The sequence below is a fragment of the Aeromonas sp. PI_26 genome (assembly GCF_027854445.1).
In the GTDB taxonomy this organism is placed as follows: domain Bacteria; phylum Pseudomonadota; class Gammaproteobacteria; order Enterobacterales; family Aeromonadaceae; genus Aeromonas; species Aeromonas veronii.
The window spans coordinates 102,263-119,977 of sequence record NZ_JAJNOE010000008.1 but is presented as its reverse complement, the minus strand read 5'-3'; the positions used below and the strand labels follow the sequence as shown (position 1 = coordinate 119,977).

Genomic DNA, 17,715 nt, shown 5'->3' with positions numbered 1-17,715 from the left:
GGCCATGGTCATCATCATCGGATTGGGCAAAACCGGGCTCTCCTGTGTCGATTACTTCCTCGGCCGTGGCGTGACGCCACTGGTGATGGATACCCGCGCCAACCCGCCCGGCAAGGATCAACTGCCGCCGGAGGTGGAGCTGATCCACGGGCTCGACGAGGCGCTGCTCAAGCAGGCGCACATGATTGTCGCGAGCCCGGGTATCGCGCTGGCGACCCCCGAACTGAAAGCGGCTGCCGAGTGTGGCGTACAGATCGTCGGTGACATCGAACTGTTTGTGCGCGAGACCCAGACTCCGGTCATCGCCATTACCGGCTCCAACGGCAAGAGCACCGTTACCACCTTGGTGGGCGAGATGATTGCCGAAGCCGGTCTCAATGTCGGCGTGGGCGGTAATATCGGCACACCTGCGCTGGAGCTGCTCAAGCAGCCGATGGATCTCTGCGTGCTGGAGCTCTCCAGCTTCCAGCTGGAAACTACTCACAGTTTGCGTGCAGCCGCCTCCGTGGTGCTGAACCTCTCAGAAGATCACATGGATCGCTATCAGGGCATGGCCGACTATCGCGCCGCCAAGATGGAGATCCATCAGCACTCCAAACACATTCTGGTCAATCGTGACGATGCCCAGACCCTGCCCGATGTGGGTCAGGTGTGGCAGAGCTTTGGTCTCGATTGCAATGGCTATGGCCGTTGCCTGCTGGATGGCCGCCACTGGTTGACCCTGCACGGCGAACCGCTGTTGGCAGTGGACGAGATGAAGATCGTCGGTGCCCACAATCAGGCCAACGCCCTTGCGGCCATGGCGCTGTGCGATGCGGTCGGTATTCCCCGTGCGGCTCAGCTTACCGTGCTGCGTCGTTTCGAGGGCTTGCCCCATCGTGCCCGCTTCGTGCGCGAGGTGAACGGGGTGCGCTGGATCAACGACTCCAAAGCCACCAACGTGGGGGCCACGCTGGCTGCCGTTGCCGGTGTGCGCGAGTCGGTCAAGGGGCGCCTGCTGTTGCTGGCCGGTGGTCAGGGCAAGGGGCAGGATTTTGGCCCGATCCAGGCGCTGCTGGGCAACCAGATCGATCACATGTACTGCTTCGGTCAGGATGCCGAGGTGCTGCTGGCACTGGGCGAGCAGACCGAACGGGTGGCCGACCTGGCCGCTGCGGTTGCCAAAGCGGCGGCCGATGCCAAGCCCGGTGACTGGGTGCTGCTGGCGCCAGCCTGTGCCAGCCTCGATCAGTTCAAGTCGTTCGAGGTGCGCGGCGATCGTTTCACCGAGATGGTGCTGGCACTATGAACGCCCTTCGCGTAGCAGCAGGTCTGTTCCAGCGCTGGTTGTTACCAGCGCGTCCTGCCGGTCTCTACGATCGGCAGCTGGTTCTGCTGGCGCTCTCCCTGATGGCGGTCGGGGTGGTCATCGTGGCCTCGGCGTCGATCCCCGAAGGGATTGCGCTGGGGGATGACCCCTTTATGTTTGTGAAACGTCACGCCCTGTTTCTGGTGATGGCGCTCGGTATCTCCTGGTTTGTGTTGCAGGTGCCGATGGCGCGCTGGCAACAGCACAACGGCCCCATGTTGCTGCTGGCGATCTTGATGCTGGTGCTGGTGCTGCTGGTGGGGCGGAACGTCAACGGTGCGGTGCGCTGGTTGCCGCTCGGCCCCTTCAACCTGCAGCCTGCCGAGTTTGGCAAGCTGGCGCTGTTTGTCTATCTGGCCGGTTATCTGGTGCGGCGCCAGAGCGAAGTGCGTGAAGCCTGGATCGGCTTCCTGAAACCGCTGGCGGTGTTCGGGGTGCTGGCGGTCTTGCTGCTGTTGCAGCCGGACCTGGGTTCCACCGTAGTGATGTTCGTCACCTCGTTCGGCATGCTGTTTCTGGCCGGTGCCCGACTGGGACAGTTTTTGACTCTGATCGGCGCGGGTCTCGGCTCGGTGGTGATGCTGATCATCGTCGAGCCCTACCGGATGCGGCGGGTGACCTCTTTTATGGATCCTTGGGCCGATCCGTTCGGCAGCGGCTACCAGTTGACCCAGTCGCTGATGGCGTTTGGCCGTGGCAGCTGGTTTGGCGAAGGGCTTGGCAACTCCATCCAGAAGATGGAGTACCTGCCGGAAGCACACACCGACTTCGTGTTTGCGATCCTCGGTGAAGAGCTGGGTTACGTCGGGGTGCTGGGCGCCCTGTTCCTGATTTTTGCGCTGGCGGTCAAGGCGCTCAAGCTGGGGCATCGCGCGCTGGTGGCCGAGCGGCTCTATGACGGTTATCTGGCGATCGGCATTGGCATCTGGTTCAGCTTCCAGACCTTCGTTAACGTCGGCGCGGCTAGTGGCATGATGCCAACCAAGGGCTTGACCCTGCCGCTGGTCAGTTACGGTGGTTCCAGTCTCATCATCATGTCGGTGGCGGTGAGCATGTTGATTCGAATCGATTTTGAGTTGCGTCAGGCGACAGCCCAGGCGCGCGTGCGGGAGGTTTAGTGAGCAAGACTCTGTTGGTGATGGCAGGTGGTACCGGTGGGCATGTGTTCCCCGGTCTGGCCGTGGCCGATCGCCTTAAGGCCCAGGGCTGGACTGTCCACTGGCTAGGCACTGCCGACCGGATGGAGGCGGAACTGGTGCCAGCCCACGGTTATCCCATCTCCTTCATCGATATTCAGGGGGTGCGTGGCAACGGCATCAAGCGACTGCTGGTGGCGCCCTATCGCATCGTCAAATCGATCTTGCAGGCGCGTCAGGTACTCAAGACCGTTCGCCCTGATGTGGTGCTCGGCATGGGCGGTTTTGCTTCCGGCCCGGGTGGCGTGGCGGCCTGGTTCTCCGGCATTCCGCTGTTGCTCCATGAGCAGAATGCTGCTGCTGGCATGACCAACAAGTTGCTGGCCCGTATCGCCAGGCGGGTTTTGATGGCATTTCCGGGCGCCTTCGCGCCGAGCCGTCGCACCGCCGTGGTCGGTAATCCAGTGCGTCCCGAAGTGGTCGCCCTGCCGGATCCGCAACTGCGCAGCGGGGATGAGCCACTGCATCTGCTGATCGTCGGCGGCAGTCTGGGGGCGCGGGTGCTCAACGAGCAGGTACCTGCTGCGGTGGCAGCATCCGGCGTGCCCATTGAAGTGCGTCACCAGTGTGGCAAGGGCAATGCTGAGGCCGTCTCTGCTGCCTATGCCCAGCACGACATCAATGCCGAGGTGAGCGAATTTATCAAGGATATGGCCAGCGCCTACGCCTGGGCCGACCTGGTGGTCTGCCGTGCCGGTGCCCTGACTGTTTCCGAAGTGGCTGCCGCCGGTGTGGCTGCCATTTTCGTGCCGCTGCCCCATGCGGTGGATGATCACCAGACCCGTAACGCCTTGACTCTGGTCGACGGCGGTGCGGCCGAGTTCCTGCCCCAGTCCGAGCTGAATACCGCATCACTGGCGGCGCGTCTGACCTGGCTGGCTGGTCGCAGGGAGACCCTGTTTAACATGGCGAAAGCGGCTCGCCGCGTCGCCATCACCGATGCGGCCGAGCGGGTTGCAGATGAGTGCAAACAGCTCGCAACCGGGCAGTGTGGTAAAGATTGATGAGCAAGGTTGCAGCGGTGACACCGTGCAGCCTTGTACCTGTATGTATTGATGCCGCCGTGCAACTGCGCTTTGACGGCGCATGGCCTGCGGCAGACTAAAGAGACGATTATGACCAAGGTTGAACTGGCAAAACTACGTACTGTGATCCCCGAAATGCGCCGCGTGCGTCGCATCCACTTTATCGGCATCGGTGGTGCCGGTATGGGCGGGATTGCCGAAGTGCTTGCCAACGAAGGGTATCAGGTGACAGGTTCTGATCTGGCTCGCAACGCCGTGACCGAGCGGTTGGCCGGACTGGGCGCCCACATCTTTGTCGGCCACAGTGCCGAACACGTTGAGGGTGCCAGCGTGGTGGTGGTCTCTACCGCCATCAAGCAGGACAACCCGGAGCTGCTGGCTGCCCGCGAACTGCGGATCCCGGTGGTGCGCCGTGCCGAGATGCTGGCCGAGCTGATGCGTTTCCGTCACGGCATCGCTATCGCCGGTACCCATGGCAAAACCACCACCACCAGTCTGGTGGCGAGCATCTATGCCGAAGCCGACCGCGACCCGACCTTCGTCATCGGTGGCCTGCTCAACAGTGCCGGCACCAATGCCCGACTGGGCAGCAGCCGCTACCTGATTGCCGAGGCGGACGAGAGCGACGCCTCTTTCCTGCATCTGCAGCCGATGGTCTCTATCGTGACCAACATCGAAGCGGATCACATGGATACCTACGGCGGTGATTTCTCCAAGCTGAAGGCCACCTTCATCGAGTTTCTGCACAATCTGCCCTTCTACGGACTGGCGGTGGTCTGCATCGATGATCCGGTGATCCGTGGCATGTTGCCCGAGATTGCCCGTCCGACCTTGACCTACGGTCTCTCTGACGATGCCGATGTGCAGGTGCTGGATTTTGTCCAGACCACCAACCACAGCTGCTTCCGTGTTCGCCGCAAAGAGGCCGGTGAGCTGCAGGTGACCCTCAATTTGCCGGGTATTCACAACGCATTGAACGCCGCAGCGGCGATAGCTGTCGCGACAGAGGACGGTGTCAGCGATGAGGCCATCATCTCTGCTCTGGCCAAATTTGAAGGGGTTGGTCGTCGCTTCCAGCAGTATGGCGAGTTTGAAACCGGTCGCGGCAAGGCGATGCTGGTGGACGATTATGGTCACCACCCGAGCGAAGTGAAGGTCACCATCAACGCCGCCCGTGCCGGTTGGCCCGAGAAGCGTCTGGTGATGGTGTTCCAGCCGCACCGTTATACCCGCACCCGCGACCTCTACGAGGACTTCGCCGATGTGCTCTCCAAGGTAGACGTGCTGGTGATGCTGGAGGTTTATGCTGCCGGTGAGGAGCCGATCCCGGGCGCTGATGGACGGGCACTGTGCCGCTCCATTCGCTCGCGCGGCAACCTGGAACCCATCTTCGTCGCTACACCGGATGACGTGCCAGCCGTGCTGGCCGACCTGATCGGCGAGGGGGATTTGGTGTTGACTCAAGGCGCCGGGAACGTCGGGGCACTGGCCCGTCGTCTCGGAGAGATGAAATTGAGCATAGATAGCATGAAATCTGGCGCCTGAGGGCCCAATGAGTATTTTGACCGCCAAGCCGGGGCCTATATAATGGCGAACCGGTCTGTCAAAGGCCGGTTTAGCGCGTTACACGGGGATCGATCGGGTGGAGGCAAGGGCACAGGGGCGCACCAAGGGTGGCTTCATCGCAGGGGTAGCGTTTTTCCTGCTGGTGATATGGGGCTGCTACCGGACGGCGCTGGATGTTAAAGGTTGGCTGACAGATGCCAACCGGTTGCCCATGAGCGAGCTGTTGCTGCAGGGGCAACACCAGTATTTGCAAACCGAAGAGCTGCGGATGGCCGTGCTGGATGGCGCCGAGCTGCGCAACTTCTTCGAATTGGACGTCAACGAATTGCAGGCAAGGCTCAATGCCTTGCCATGGGTGGCCTCGGTCTCGGTACGAAAGAAGTGGCCGAACAAGATCAAGATCTACCTCACGGAACAAGATGTGGCGGCGCGCTGGAATGGCAACCGCTTCGTCAACACCAAGGGCAAGGTATTCAGTGCCCCGGATCGGGTCAAGACGCCGCTGTTGCAGCTGTCAGGGCCGGATGACCAGGCTGCCCGGGTGTTGAAAGAGAGTCGGCAGTACGAGTCGCAACTGGCTGCCAAGGGATACAAGTTGCTGGGGGTGAATCTGACCCCCCGCCATGCCTGGGAACTGACCCTGGATGGCAATATCAAGCTGTTCCTGGGACGCAATGACATTGCGCTCCGGCTGCAGCGGTTTATCGATGCCTTCCCGGTTATCGAACCCCGTGCGCAAGTTGCCTACGTGGATCTTCGATACGACACCGGAATGGCAGTTGGCTGGAAGAAGAGCGAAGAGAAAGTGCATGACCAACACCGCAGATAGGAATTTGATTGTCGGACTGGATATCGGCACAACCAAGGTGGCGGTTCTGGTCGGGGAAGTATTGCCGGACGGTGAACTGAACGTCATCGGTATGGGCAGTCACGCTTCTCGCGGAATGGAGAAGGGCGGGGTCAATGACCTCGACTCCGTGGTCAAGTCACTGCGCCGCGCGGTGGAAGAGGCTGAGATGATGGCAGATTGCCAGATCAGCTCGGTCTATCTGGGGTTGTCCGGCAAGCATATCGACTGCCGCAACGAGACCGGTATGGTGCCCATCTCCGATGAAGAGGTGACCCAGGAGGATGTGGACAACGTGATCCACACTGCCAAGTCGGTTCGCCTCTCCGATGAGCTGCGCGTGCTGCATGTGCTACCTCAGGAGTTTGCCATCGACTATCAGGAAGGGATCAAGAATCCGGTCGGCCTCTCCGGTGTGCGGATGGCAGCCAAGGTTCACCTGATCACCTGCCATAACGACATGGCCCGCAACATTGAGAAATGTGTGGAGAAAGTCGGCTTGCGCGTGGATCAACTGATCTTCTCCGCGCTGGCCTCCAGCTATGCGGTGTTGACCGAAGACGAGAAAGAGCTGGGTGTCTGCGTGGTGGACATCGGTGGCGGAACCATGGACATGTCGCTGTTTACCGGCGGTGCCCTGCGCCACACCAAGGTGATCCCGTACGCTGGCAGCACTGTGACCAGCGACATCGCCTACGCCTTCGGCACGCCGCCGCTCGACGCGGAAGCGATCAAGGTGCGCTACGGTTGCGCCCTCGGTCGTCTGGTCAGCAAGGAAGACAATATTGAAGTACCCAGTGTCGGCGGTCGCCCGGCGCGCAGCCTGCAACGGCAGACACTGGCTGAAGTGATTGAGCCCCGTTACACCGAGTTGCTCTCCATGGTGAATGATGAGCTGGTGCGGGTACAAAGCGAGTTGAAAGCGCAGGGGGTCAAGCATCAGCTGGCAGCCGGTGTGGTCTTGACCGGCGGCGCTGCCCAGATTGAAGGCATTGTGGAGTGTGCAGAGCAGATCTTCCAGAGCCAGGTCCGGGTGGGAGAGCCCATGAACATACGTGGTTTGAGTGATTACGTGCAGGCACCGGTGTACTCGACTGCGGTCGGGTTGCTGCAATATGGCCGCACCCATCAAGCCACAGGTAGCAACAAAGAATATGCCGCCAAGGCAAGCGTCGGTGGCCTGGTCAAACGGGTTAGCAACTGGCTGCGTGGCGAGTTCTAAGAATTTTGCTGAGTCAGGCAAATAAAGCGGAGAGACAACATGTTTGAATTTATGGATAGCCACACTGACGAAGCCGTCATTAAAGTGATCGGTGTAGGTGGCGGCGGCGGCAACGCTGTCGAACACATGGTTCGTCAAAATATTGAGGGTGTTGAGTTCATTACCGTCAACACCGACGCTCAGGCACTGCGCAACTCCAGTGCCAACACTACCCTGCAGATCGGCGGTGGCATCACCAAGGGTCTGGGGGCCGGCGCCAATCCGGAAGTGGGTCGTGATGCTGCAATGGAAGATCGCGAAGCGCTGCGTGAGCTGCTGACCGGTTCCGACATGGTGTTCATCGCCGCAGGTATGGGTGGTGGTACCGGTACCGGTGCTGCGCCGATCGTGGCCGAAGTGGCACGCGAGATGGGCATTCTGACCGTTGCTGTGGTGACCAAGCCGTTCTCCTTTGAAGGGAAGAAGCGGATGGGCTTCGCCGCGCACGGTATCGAAGAGCTCTCCAAGAACGTCGACTCCCTGATCACCATCCCCAACGACAAGTTGCTGAAGGTGCTGGGTCGCGGTATCTCCCTGCTGGATGCCTTCAAGGCGGCCAACGATGTACTGCTTGGCGCGGTACAGGGCATTGCCGAGCTGATCACCCGTCCGGGTTTGATCAACGTCGACTTCGCAGACGTGCGTACCGTGATGCGTGAAATGGGTACCGCCATGATGGGTACCGGTTCCGCCTCTGGTGATGACCGTGCCGAAGAAGCGGCCGAGAAAGCCATCTCCAGCCCGCTGCTGGAAGATGTGGATCTGGCCGGTGCCCGTGGCATCCTGGTCAACATCACCGCCGGTATGGACATGACCATCGAAGAGTTCGAAACCGTGGGTAACGCGGTCAAGGCCTTCGCTTCCGAGAACGCCACTGTAGTTGTGGGTACCGTAATCGATCCGGAAATGCACGACGAACTGCGTGTGACCGTGGTTGCTACCGGTATCGGTGCCGAGCGCAAGCCGGACATCACGCTGGTCAAGAGCAGCCAGGTGCAAGAGCGCCCGGTGCGTCAGCCGCTGGTTAGCGACATGATGCAAGGCCGCGTGATGGACGAAGCCCCGGCCAAGGTGGTCAACGCCGAGCCGCAAGCTCGTCGTGAACCGGATTACCTGGATATTCCGGCGTTCCTGCGCAAGCAAGCTGATTAAGCCTCTTATGGCTCTTGTTTGTTTGTTGTTCAAGGAATGTGCTAAGATGGCCTGCCAACGACCATCTGGTCCGGATTTTAAGCTGTTTAGGGTACACCCATGATTAGACAAAGAACCTTGAAAACGAGTGTACAGGCGACTGGTGTCGGCCTGCATTCGGGCCGGAAAGTCACCATGACGTTCCGTCCGGCGCCTGTGAACACAGGAATCGTTTACTTGCGTACCGACCTGAATCCTGTGGTGGAGCTGCCAGCCAATGCCGATCAGGTGCGCGATACCGTGCTCTGTACCGCTCTGGTCAACGAAGCCGGTGTCCGTGTCTCTACCATTGAGCACCTCTCCGCCGCGCTGGCCGGGATGGGGATCGACAACCTCTACGTTGAGGTTGACGCGCCCGAGATCCCGGTGATGGATGGCAGTGCGCATCCCTTTATCTACCTGCTGCAGGAAGTCGGGATCCGTGAGCAGAATGCTGCCAAGCAGTTTGTGCGGATCAAGAAGAGCATCCGGGTTGAAGACGGCGACAAGTGGGCGGAATTCCACCCCTATCGCAACGGCTTCAAGATGGATCTTGAGATCGATTTCCAGCATCCGGTCTTTGAAGGGCGCAATCAGCGTTGCGTACTGGATTTCTCCGGTGCCTCCTTCGTGAAAGAGATCAGCCGTGCCCGTACCTTCGGGTTCATGCGCGATATCGAGTACCTGCGTTCCCAGAACCTGGCGCTGGGCGGAAGCCTAGAAAACGCCGTGGTACTGGATGACTATCGGGTGCTGAACGAAGACGGTTTGCGTTATGAGGACGAGTTCGTCAAGCACAAGATGCTGGACGCGATCGGTGACCTCTATATGTGTAACCGCAGCATCATCGGTGAGTTCCGTGCCTACAAGACCGGACATGCCCTGAACAACAAGCTGCTGCGTGCCTTGCTGGCCGAGCAGGAGGCTTGGGAATTGGTGACCTTCGAGGGTGAGGGCGACAAAGCGCCTATCGCTTACTACGATAACGGTCTGGTTCTGGCCTGATAGCTGTGCAACGGAACGTCGGTCCTCTCTCCGCACCGACGTTCCGTCATTTGTTTACTCCATCCTTTAATACCGATTATCTCCCGGTTTTATTTCCCGTGCAGGCTCCTGGCCGCACCTGACCGAGCAGACTGATTTCTATGAGCATTACCCTGATCCTCCACGGCAAGCAGCGACGCAAGTTGCACCTGCCCAAACAACGTCTGGCCTGGGTCGGCGGTATTCTCTTCTCCCTGTTGGCCCTTGGTGGTGGTTGGCTCTGGCAGAGCTGGCACCAAAAAATGGAGGCGCTGGAAGTGGCGCTTGCCGTTGCCGAGCAACAGTCCGTCGACCAGAGTGGCGACGAAGCCCGTGAACAGTTGGCAATGCTGGCTGCTCAGGTGGGCACTATGCAAGGCCAGCTTGGCCGTCTCAATGCCCTCGGCGAACGATTGACCGAGCAGGCCGATCTCGATCCCGACGAGTTCAATTTCAAAGAGCTGCCCCCCATGGGCGGTCCTTCTTATGATGAAGAGCTGGAAGTGAGCCTCAACGAGCTGCAAGCCTCGATGAAACACCTCAGCCAGCAGCTCAGCAGCCGCGAAGAGCAGCTGTCGGTACTTGAATCTTTCATCATGAATCACCATATCACCGATGCCGGTTTTATTTCCGGCACGCCAGTCAAACAGGAGCGAGTTTGGGTCTCGTCCGGGTTTGGTGGACGGGTCGATCCGTTCAACGGGCGTGCCAAGATGCACAAAGGGGTCGATTTCCGTGGCAAACCCGGAACCCCGATTCTGGCCACCGGGCCCGGCATTGTCAGCTGGGCGGGCCGTCATCCGGAATTTGGCAATATGGTGGAGATTAATCACGGCAATGGCCTGGTCACCCGCTATGCCCACAACTCCAAGTTGCTGGTCGAGGTGGGCACTCTGGTTGATCAGGGTCAGAAGATTGCCTTGATGGGACGCACCGGTCGCGCGACCGGGGTCCATCTGCATTACGAAGTGTTGAAAGATGGTCGTCAGGTCAACCCCGCACGCTTTCTCAGTGCCAGACGGGGTTAGGTTTTTTTCTTCAGGTTCCAGTGACGGAACGCTTTTATAACCAGAAATAGTTGGTACCCATGATTAGCACACTGCTTACCAAGATTATCGGCAGCCGGAACGACAGAACGCTCAAGGCTTTGCGCAAAATTGTAAAACAGATCAATGCCATGGAGCCGCAGTTCGAGGCTCTGTCCGATGCCGAGTTGCAGGCCAAAACGGCTGAATATCGTCAGCGTATCGAGCAGGGTGAGACCCTGGAGCAGTTGCTGCCGGAAGCGTTCGCGACCGTGCGTGAAGCCTCCAAGCGGGTGTTTGGCATGCGCCACTTCGATGTGCAACTGATCGGCGGCATGGTGCTGAACTCCAACCGCATCGCGGAAATGAAAACCGGTGAAGGTAAGACTCTTACGGCGACTTTGCCAGCTTACCTGAACGCCCTGAGCGGCCGGGGTGTGCACGTGGTAACGGTGAACGACTATTTGGCCAAGCGTGATGCGGAGGCGAACCGCCCGCTGTTCGCCTTCCTCGGCATGACCGTCGACTGCAACGTGCCCGGTATGGATGCGTCCCAGAAGCGTGACGCCTACGCCGCCGACATCACCTACGGTACCAACAACGAATTCGGTTTCGACTACCTGCGCGACAACATGGCGTTCTCGCCGGAGCAGCGCGTACAGCGCCCGCTCAACTACGCGCTGGTGGATGAGGTGGACTCGGTGCTTATCGATGAAGCCCGGACTCCGCTCATCATCTCCGGCCCAGCTGAAGACAGCTCAGAGCTCTATATCCGCGTCAACAAGCTGATCCCGCTGCTGGTCAAACAGGACAAGGAAGACACCGAAGAGTACACCGGTGACGGTCACTACACGGTGGACGAGAAGAACCGTCAGGCACTGCTGACCGAAAACGGCCAGATCTTCGTGGAAGAGCTGCTCAAGAAAGAGGGGCTGCTGGACGAGAACGACTCCCTGTTCTCCGCCTCCAACATCAGCCTGCTGCACCACGTCAATGCGGGCCTGCGTGCTCACACCCTGTTCGAGCGCAACGTGGACTACATCGTCCAGAAAGACGAAATCGTCATCGTCGACGAGCACACTGGCCGTACCATGCCGGGTCGTCGCTGGTCCGATGGTCTGCATCAGGCCGTTGAAGCGAAGGAAGGGGTGAAGATCCAGAACGAGAACCAGACGCTGGCATCCATCACCTTCCAGAATTACTTCCGTCTCTACAACAAGCTGGCGGGCATGACCGGTACTGCAGATACCGAAGCCTTTGAATTCCAGCAGATTTATGGCCTGGATACCGTGGTTATCCCGACCAACAAGCCGATGGTGCGTAAAGACATGGGCGATCTGGTCTACCTGACCGCCAACGAGAAGTATGCCGCTATCATCGAAGATATCCGTCAGTGCGTGGCCAAGGGCCAGCCTGTACTGGTCGGTACTGTCTCTATCGAGAACTCCGAGCTGCTCTCCGGCATCCTGACCAAGGAGAAGATCCCGCACAAGGTGCTGAACGCCAAGTTCCACGCCATGGAAGCGGAGATCGTTGCCCAGGCTGGTCAGACAGGTGCGGTCACCATCGCGACCAACATGGCCGGTCGTGGTACCGACATCGTGTTGGGCGGCAACTGGCAGGCAGAGATTGCCAAGCTGGAGAACCCGACCAGCGAGCAGATTGCCGAGCTGAAAGCCGCCTGGCAGGTGCGTCACGATGCGGTGCTGGCCGCTGGTGGTCTGCACATTATCGGCACCGAGCGTCACGAATCCCGTCGTATCGATAACCAGCTGCGCGGCCGTTCCGGTCGTCAGGGTGACCCGGGCTCCTCCCGTTTCTACCTCTCCATGGAAGATACCCTGATGCGGATCTTCGCCTCCGATCGCGTGACCGGCATGATGAAGAAGCTGGGCATGGAAGAGGGCGAAGCCATCGAGCACCCGTGGGTCACCAAGGCGATCGAAAATGCCCAGCGCAAGGTGGAAGGTCGCAACTTCGACATCCGCAAGAGCTTGCTGGAGTTTGATGACGTGGCCAACGACCAGCGCAAGGTGGTCTACGAGCAGCGCAACGAGCTGCTGGATACCAACGACATCTCCGAGACCATCCACGTTATCCGTGATGATGTGTACGGCGCGGTGATCGATGAGTACATCCCGCCCCAGTCTCTGGAAGAGATGTGGGATGTGCCGGGTCTGGAAGCGCGCCTGAAGGCCGACTTCGCGCTGGATCTGCCGCTGCAACAGTGGCTGGCGGAAGATGACAAGCTGTACGAAGAGAAGCTGCGCGAGCGCATTCTGGACGAAGCCACCAAACTCTATGCCCACAAGGAGGAGCTGGTCGGCAAAGAGGTGCTGCGCAACTTCGAGAAAGCGGTGATGCTACAAACTCTGGATGGTCTGTGGAAAGAGCATCTGGCCGCCATGGATCACCTGCGTCAGGGCATCCATCTGCGCGGCTACGCCCAGAAGAACCCCAAGCAGGAGTACAAGCGCGAATCCTTCGATCTGTTCACCCAGATGCTGGAAACCCTCAAGCGCGACGTGGTCAGCATCCTGAGCCGTGTTCAGGTGCAGGAGCGCGATGTAGAGGCGATGGAAGAGCAGCAGCGCCAGCAGGCGGAAGCCGCTCCCCGCACCTATACCCACGCCGCAGCCGAGAGCCAGCTGGCCGATGAACAGGCCGCAGGCGAAGAGGGGCACACCACCTTCGTACGTGACGAGCAGAAGGTCGGTCGCAACGATCCCTGCCCGTGCGGCTCCGGCAAGAAGTACAAGCACTGCCACGGTCAGTTGACCTGATCGACGCTATGCCATAACAGGCGGGCCAAGTGCCCGCCTTGTTATTGGTGGCAACAAGCGAACAGAGGTAATTGATGGAACAGAAAAAACGGATCTGGGTGGCGGTTGGCGTCATCGAGAATGAACGGGGCGATATCTTCATCGCCAGACGCTCCTCCGATCGCCATCAGGGGGATCGCTGGGAGTTTCCCGGTGGCAAGGTGGAGTCGGGCGAGGATCTGCTGACTGCGCTGGATCGGGAGCTGTGGGAAGAGATCGGCATCCGGGTATTGGATTGTGCCCCCTTTATGGAGCTGCAGCACGACTACCCCGAGAAGCAAGTATTGCTGGATATCTGGAAGGTGACCCGTTTCAGCGGCGAGCCGTTCGGAAAAGAGGGGCAGGAGTGTCTGTGGGTGCCGGTGGCCGAGCTGCACAACTACCACTTCCCCGATGCCAATGGCCCGATTGTAGCGCGGCTACAGGGTCTGCTGGCGTGAGCCGGTAGCAATCAACAAGCATCAAAAAAGGGCCAATCGGCCCTTTTTTGATATTGCAGAGGTGAGTGACCAAGGGCTTATAGCCACTGATCGCCCTCTTCCGGCTCCGGCAGCAGATCCGGGTTGATCTCCCCCGGGATCCGCTTCTCTTCATCGGCCCATTCGCCGAGATCGATCAGCTGGCAGCGCTTGCTGCAGAAGGGGCGGAACGGACTCTGCGGGCCCCACTCCACTTCGCTCTGACAGGTCGGACACTTTACCTTGGTGACCATAAGCCCTCCTTAGCAGCAGGCGAGCTGGAACGGCACGTCGCCAATCGGCTGTTCTGCGGTAGGCAGAAAGCGCAGGGCGAAGCGGTTCTTGTGGCCGCTCAGGGTCGGGTAGCAGAACAGATTGCCCGGCAGCTTGATGCGGATCAGCTCGGCGCTCTCGGCGGTGTCCTGGAAGAAACCGTTGCTGGCAACCTGCTCACTGAAGCTGCCTGATTCACGCCACAGGCGCAGCAGCAGAGTGATGGCATTCATCAGCAGGTTAATATCGCTCAGCCAGCCCTGCATCTGCTGGTGACGGGTGATGGCCGGGGTGCCGAGCCAGTGGTGCAGCTGTGGCACATCGAAGGCACACAGACCACCCGGGATGGAGAAGCGCTGGCGGATGGAGCCGAGCAGACGATCCTCTTTCAGGCGGGCACCCGGGCGTGGCGAGTTGAGCAGGTTGCGAGAGAGCTGGCTGCTCTCTTGCTGCATCAGTTTGATCTGCTCCAGATCGACATCGGGCAGGCTGGCCCAGTGGCTCAGACGCTGGCCGAGACGTTCCAGATCCTTGATGAGGTCGGCGCGCAGGTCACCACGCTCAAGCAACTCCTGCAGATCGAACAGCCCCTTGAAGAAGGCGATATGTGCCCAGGATTGTTCACTCTCCAGATTGTCGCGGATCTGGGAAAACAGGGACTCCAGACGAAGATAGGTCCGGCTTTTTTCATTGAGGGGAAAATCGTAAATCATGCCTAATCCTGGCCAGCCATAAACCGGCCTAGTGTACTCACACTTGGCGGCCTTGTTGAGAGGCAATTGCCAGATATGTCTCGTGCAGCGCCAAAATCCGCGTTTTAATCGCCATTTCGCTACCATTGTGGTTTTCGATGACATCATCCGCCGCAGCGAGACGTTCCGACCGGCTCGCCTGAGCGGCGATGATGGCTCGGGCCTGCTCGGCCGATACCCCATCACGGCGGCAGGTGCGCTCAACCTGGGTGGCTTCATCCACATCGATCACCAGCACCCGGTTGGCGAGGCCGGTGAGTTTGTTCTCCACCAGCAGTGGCACCACCAGCAGGCAGTAAGGAGAACTGGCCGCGGCACATTGGCGCAGCATTTCGCTGCGAATCAGCGGGTGGAGCAGGGCATTGAGCCACTCCTTGGCCTGTGGATCGCTGAAGACCCGCTCGCGCAGGGCACGACGGTCGAGTTGACCGCTAGGTTCAATCACATCCGGGCCAAAATGGTCGGCGATGGCGGCAAGGGCCGGGGTACCCGGCTCGACCACTTCGCGGGCGATCACATCGGCATCCACCACCTCGATACCCAGCGCGGCAAACTGATTGGCGATAGTGGTCTTGCCGCTGCCGATACCACCTGTGATAGCAACTACATACATGGGGGCCTCTTGCTCAAAGCAGGGTCGAGAGATACCAGCGGGTGATGGTATCGCCCCATAGCAGGGCGATCCAGCCCGCGATGGCGAGGTAGGGGCCGAAGGGGATGGGCTTGCCCTGATGGTGTTTGTGCAAGGCGATCAGACTGATGCCGATCACTGCGCCGATCAGGGATGAGAGCAGCAGAATTATGGGCAGCGCCTGCCAACCGAGCCAGGCGCCCAGCGCCGCTAGCAGCTTGAAGTCGCCATAGCCCATCCCCTCCTTGCCAGTGAGCAGCTTGAAAGCCCAGTAGAGGCTCCAGAGCACCAGATAGCCCGCCATGGCGCCGATCACGGCATCCGCCAGCGGTACGAAGCCACTTGCCAGGTTGAACAGCAGCCCGCCCCACAGCAGTGGCAGGGTGAGCTGGTCGGGCAGCAACATCTTGTCGAGATCGATGAAGGTGAGGGCGACCAGCACCCAGGTCAGCAACAGGGCGGCCAGTGTGCCCCAGCCCGGTGTTATGACCATGGCTACGGCTACCGATAGCAGGGCGGTCAGCAGCTCTACCAGCGGATAGCGGGCCGAGATGGGGGCCTGACAGTCGCGGCAACGCCCTTTGAGCCAGAGCCAGCTCAACAGCGGGATGTTCTCCAGCGCAGTGATGGCGTGACCACAGTGAGGGCATGCGGAGCGCGGCACCATCAGGTTGTAGCGCTCTGGCGCAACGGCCTCTTCGTCGGGGGCGAAGTAGCTGCGATACTCGGCCTGCCACTCCCGCTCCAGCATGATGGGCAGGCGGTGGATGACCACATTAAGGAAACTGCCGATCATCAGGGAGAAGAGAAAAACCAGCGAGAAGTAGAGCCAGGGCAAGCTGTGAGCCAGCTCGAGAAGAAGTGTCATAACCAACCGTCAGTTATTGAATGAGGGGAGGGCATGGTTTTGGTGCCATGCCCTGATAAATCAGCCTACCACGTCGCCAAGCTTGAAGATGGGCAGGTACATGGCGATAACCATGCCGCCGACCAGCACCCCGAGCACCACCATGATGAGGGGTTCCAGCAGGCTGGTGAGGCCATCGACCAAGTCATCCACCTCCTGTTCGAAGATGGTGGCGACCTTGGAGAGCATATCATCGATGGCGCCGGACTCCTCACCGATCATCACCATCTGGATCACCATGTCGGGGAAGAGATCGACGGTGCGCATCGCCACGTTGATCTGCATGCCTGCCACCACCTCGTTGCGGATCGCCATGACGGCGGTGCGATAGACATAGTTGCCGGAGGCACCTGCTGCCGAAATCAGCGCATCCACCAGCGGGATACCGGCGGAGAAGGTGGTCGACAGGGTGCGGGCAAAGCGGGCCATCGCTGCCTTGTGCAGGATCATCCCGACTACCGGAATGGTGAGGACGAACTTGTCGGTATTGTCTTTCACCTTCTGGGAGGCCCGCCAGGCCCGCACATAGAGGAAGATGCCAAGGGCTGTGCCACCAAAGAAGACATACCACCAGTTCTGCATAAAGCGGGAGATGCCGATAACAAACTGGGTGAACACAGGCAGCTCGGCACCAAAGCTCTTGAAGATATCCTCGAACTGCGGAATGACGAACAGCAGCAGGATGGAGGTGACCACGATGGCGACCAGAATGACCATGGTGGGGTAGAACATCGCCTTCTTGATCTTCGACTTGAGCGCTTCCGACTTTTCCCGGTAAGTGGCGATACGGTCGTAGATGGTCTCCAGTGCACCGGATTGCTCACCGGCTTCCACCAGATCGCAGTAGAGATCATCGAAATAGAGAGGATGGCGACGCAGCGCCTCCGACATGGGGGTGCCGGTCTCCACATCGGCGGCAATCTGCCCCATCAGCTCGCGCATCGAGGCTTTCTCGTGACTGCGAGCGATGATCTGCAGGCTCTGCACCAGTGGTACGCCGGCGGAGAGCATGGTAGTTATTTGGCGGGAGACGATGGCGATATCCATCGGTTTGATCTTGGCGCCGCCCTTGGAGAAAAGCCCCTGGGATTTCTTGGCCACCTTGGTGACGTTGACCCCCTGCTTGCGCAGTTCGGTCTTGACGGTGTTGATGCTGTCAGCCTGCAGCTCGCCGGAGACCTTCTGCCCCTTGCGATTAACCCCGTGCCAGCGGAAGGCGAAGACTTTCTTGGGGGCATTGTTCTTTTTCGTTAGGGTTGCCATCTTTGCATCCTGCAATGGGGTTGGTTGTCAGAGCCTGGCTCTGCACGTCACCAACCTGGTCAAGGTGCCCGACTGGCTTGATGCCGGCGGGGTACTGATAGGGGGGCCTTCTTGGCGCCAGCCCGGTCACTTTAATGCCTGATTATTC

At 59.7% G+C, this 17,715-nt stretch carries 16 protein-coding genes; 11 read left to right on the top strand and 5 right to left on the bottom strand.

Annotated elements, in window-relative coordinates; genetic code table 11:
- The first annotated feature begins 4 nt into the window (after positions 1–4).
- The 11 genes from murD to mutT all read left to right on the top strand — a co-directional run bounded on the left by murD (position 5) and on the right by mutT (position 13,723).
- Positions 5–1,288: a UDP-N-acetylmuramoyl-L-alanine--D-glutamate ligase gene (murD, locus tag LRL22_RS10950; RefSeq protein ID WP_005355119.1), complete on the top strand. Its 1,284-nt coding sequence runs from the start codon at positions 5–7 to the stop codon at positions 1,286–1,288.
- Positions 1,285–2,466, top strand: a complete 1,182-nt coding sequence (ftsW, locus tag LRL22_RS10945; protein ID WP_107684326.1) for a cell division protein FtsW — start codon at positions 1,285–1,287, stop codon at positions 2,464–2,466. The genes murD and ftsW overlap by 4 nt, the downstream gene beginning before the upstream one ends.
- On the top strand, positions 2,466–3,548 hold the full coding sequence (gene murG / locus LRL22_RS10940) for an undecaprenyldiphospho-muramoylpentapeptide beta-N-acetylglucosaminyltransferase (protein WP_270905391.1): 1,083 nt from the start codon (positions 2,466–2,468) through the stop codon (positions 3,546–3,548). Before ftsW ends, murG begins: the two co-directional genes overlap by 1 nt.
- A gap of 111 nt (positions 3,549–3,659) precedes the next feature.
- A complete protein-coding gene (murC, locus tag LRL22_RS10935; RefSeq protein WP_005336150.1) occupies positions 3,660–5,114 on the top strand; it encodes a UDP-N-acetylmuramate--L-alanine ligase in 1,455 nt (484 codons plus the stop codon).
- A 97-nt stretch (positions 5,115–5,211) separates the two neighbouring features.
- On the top strand, positions 5,212–5,964 hold the full coding sequence (locus LRL22_RS10930; RefSeq protein ID WP_005336149.1) for a cell division protein FtsQ/DivIB: 753 nt from the start codon (positions 5,212–5,214) through the stop codon (positions 5,962–5,964).
- Positions 5,945–7,204, top strand: a complete 1,260-nt coding sequence (gene ftsA / locus LRL22_RS10925; RefSeq protein ID WP_005336148.1) for a cell division protein FtsA — start codon at positions 5,945–5,947, stop codon at positions 7,202–7,204. The genes LRL22_RS10930 and ftsA overlap by 20 nt, the downstream gene beginning before the upstream one ends.
- A gap of 39 nt (positions 7,205–7,243) precedes the next feature.
- Positions 7,244–8,395 (top strand): cell division protein FtsZ, encoded by a 1,152-nt coding sequence (gene ftsZ / locus LRL22_RS10920; protein ID WP_005336147.1) that lies wholly within the window; start codon positions 7,244–7,246, stop codon positions 8,393–8,395.
- A gap of 99 nt (positions 8,396–8,494) precedes the next feature.
- Positions 8,495–9,418 (top strand): UDP-3-O-acyl-N-acetylglucosamine deacetylase, encoded by a 924-nt coding sequence (gene lpxC / locus LRL22_RS10915; RefSeq protein WP_005336146.1) that lies wholly within the window; start codon positions 8,495–8,497, stop codon positions 9,416–9,418.
- Positions 9,419–9,558: 140 nt separating this feature from the next.
- Positions 9,559–10,464 (top strand): M23 family metallopeptidase, encoded by a 906-nt coding sequence (locus tag LRL22_RS10910; protein ID WP_005355107.1) that lies wholly within the window; start codon positions 9,559–9,561, stop codon positions 10,462–10,464.
- Positions 10,465–10,523: 59 nt separating this feature from the next.
- Entirely contained in the window at positions 10,524–13,244 is a 2,721-nt protein-coding gene (gene secA, locus LRL22_RS10905) for a preprotein translocase subunit SecA (protein WP_005336144.1), read from the top strand.
- 74 nt (positions 13,245–13,318) lie between these two features.
- Positions 13,319–13,723, top strand: a complete 405-nt coding sequence (gene mutT, locus LRL22_RS10900) for an 8-oxo-dGTP diphosphatase MutT (protein ID WP_019444787.1) — start codon at positions 13,319–13,321, stop codon at positions 13,721–13,723.
- A 77-nt stretch (positions 13,724–13,800) separates the two neighbouring features.
- Here the strand turns inward: mutT and yacG are convergent, their stop codons facing one another.
- The 5 genes from yacG to LRL22_RS10875 are packed head-to-tail and all read right to left on the bottom strand — an operon-like array spanning position 13,801 to position 17,567.
- Positions 13,801–13,995: a DNA gyrase inhibitor YacG gene (gene yacG / locus LRL22_RS10895; RefSeq protein WP_005336142.1), complete on the bottom strand. Its 195-nt coding sequence runs from the start codon at positions 13,993–13,995 to the stop codon at positions 13,801–13,803.
- Between the two features lie 9 nt (positions 13,996–14,004).
- Complete coding sequence (gene zapD, locus LRL22_RS10890; RefSeq protein WP_005336141.1) at positions 14,005–14,727, bottom strand: cell division protein ZapD; 723 nt, start codon at positions 14,725–14,727, stop codon at positions 14,005–14,007.
- Positions 14,728–14,764: 37 nt separating this feature from the next.
- Entirely contained in the window at positions 14,765–15,379 is a 615-nt protein-coding gene (coaE, locus tag LRL22_RS10885; protein WP_270905390.1) for a dephospho-CoA kinase, read from the bottom strand.
- A 13-nt stretch (positions 15,380–15,392) separates the two neighbouring features.
- Positions 15,393–16,265, bottom strand: a complete 873-nt coding sequence (locus LRL22_RS10880) for a prepilin peptidase (RefSeq protein ID WP_270905389.1) — start codon at positions 16,263–16,265, stop codon at positions 15,393–15,395.
- Between the two features lie 60 nt (positions 16,266–16,325).
- Positions 16,326–17,567, bottom strand: coding sequence for a type II secretion system F family protein (locus LRL22_RS10875; RefSeq protein WP_005336136.1), 1,242 nt, complete (start codon positions 17,565–17,567; stop codon positions 16,326–16,328).
- Positions 17,568–17,715: the final 148 nt, after the last annotated feature.

Excerpts from the sequence above, each read along its gene's own strand:
- murD (WP_005355119.1), top strand. The coding sequence starts at position 5 with ATGGTCATCATCATCGGATTGGGCAAAACCGGGCTCTCCTGTGTCGAT.
- ftsW (WP_107684326.1), top strand. The coding sequence starts at position 1,285 with ATGAACGCCCTTCGCGTAGCAGCAGGTCTGTTCCAGCGCTGGTTGTTA.
- murC (WP_005336150.1), top strand. The coding sequence starts at position 3,660 with ATGACCAAGGTTGAACTGGCAAAACTACGTACTGTGATCCCCGAAATG.
- ftsA (WP_005336148.1), top strand. The coding sequence starts at position 5,945 with ATGACCAACACCGCAGATAGGAATTTGATTGTCGGACTGGATATCGGC.
- ftsZ (WP_005336147.1), top strand. The coding sequence starts at position 7,244 with ATGTTTGAATTTATGGATAGCCACACTGACGAAGCCGTCATTAAAGTG.
- lpxC (WP_005336146.1), top strand. The coding sequence starts at position 8,495 with ATGATTAGACAAAGAACCTTGAAAACGAGTGTACAGGCGACTGGTGTC.
- LRL22_RS10910 (WP_005355107.1), top strand. The coding sequence starts at position 9,559 with ATGAGCATTACCCTGATCCTCCACGGCAAGCAGCGACGCAAGTTGCAC.
- secA (WP_005336144.1), top strand. The coding sequence starts at position 10,524 with ATGATTAGCACACTGCTTACCAAGATTATCGGCAGCCGGAACGACAGA.
- mutT (WP_019444787.1), top strand. The coding sequence starts at position 13,319 with ATGGAACAGAAAAAACGGATCTGGGTGGCGGTTGGCGTCATCGAGAAT.
- yacG (WP_005336142.1), bottom strand. The coding sequence starts at position 13,995 with ATGGTCACCAAGGTAAAGTGTCCGACCTGTCAGAGCGAAGTGGAGTGG.
- zapD (WP_005336141.1), bottom strand. The coding sequence starts at position 14,727 with ATGATTTACGATTTTCCCCTCAATGAAAAAAGCCGGACCTATCTTCGT.
- coaE (WP_270905390.1), bottom strand. The coding sequence starts at position 15,379 with ATGTATGTAGTTGCTATCACAGGTGGTATCGGCAGCGGCAAGACCACT.
- LRL22_RS10880 (WP_270905389.1), bottom strand. The coding sequence starts at position 16,265 with ATGACACTTCTTCTCGAGCTGGCTCACAGCTTGCCCTGGCTCTACTTC.
- LRL22_RS10875 (WP_005336136.1), bottom strand. The coding sequence starts at position 17,567 with ATGGCAACCCTAACGAAAAAGAACAATGCCCCCAAGAAAGTCTTCGCC.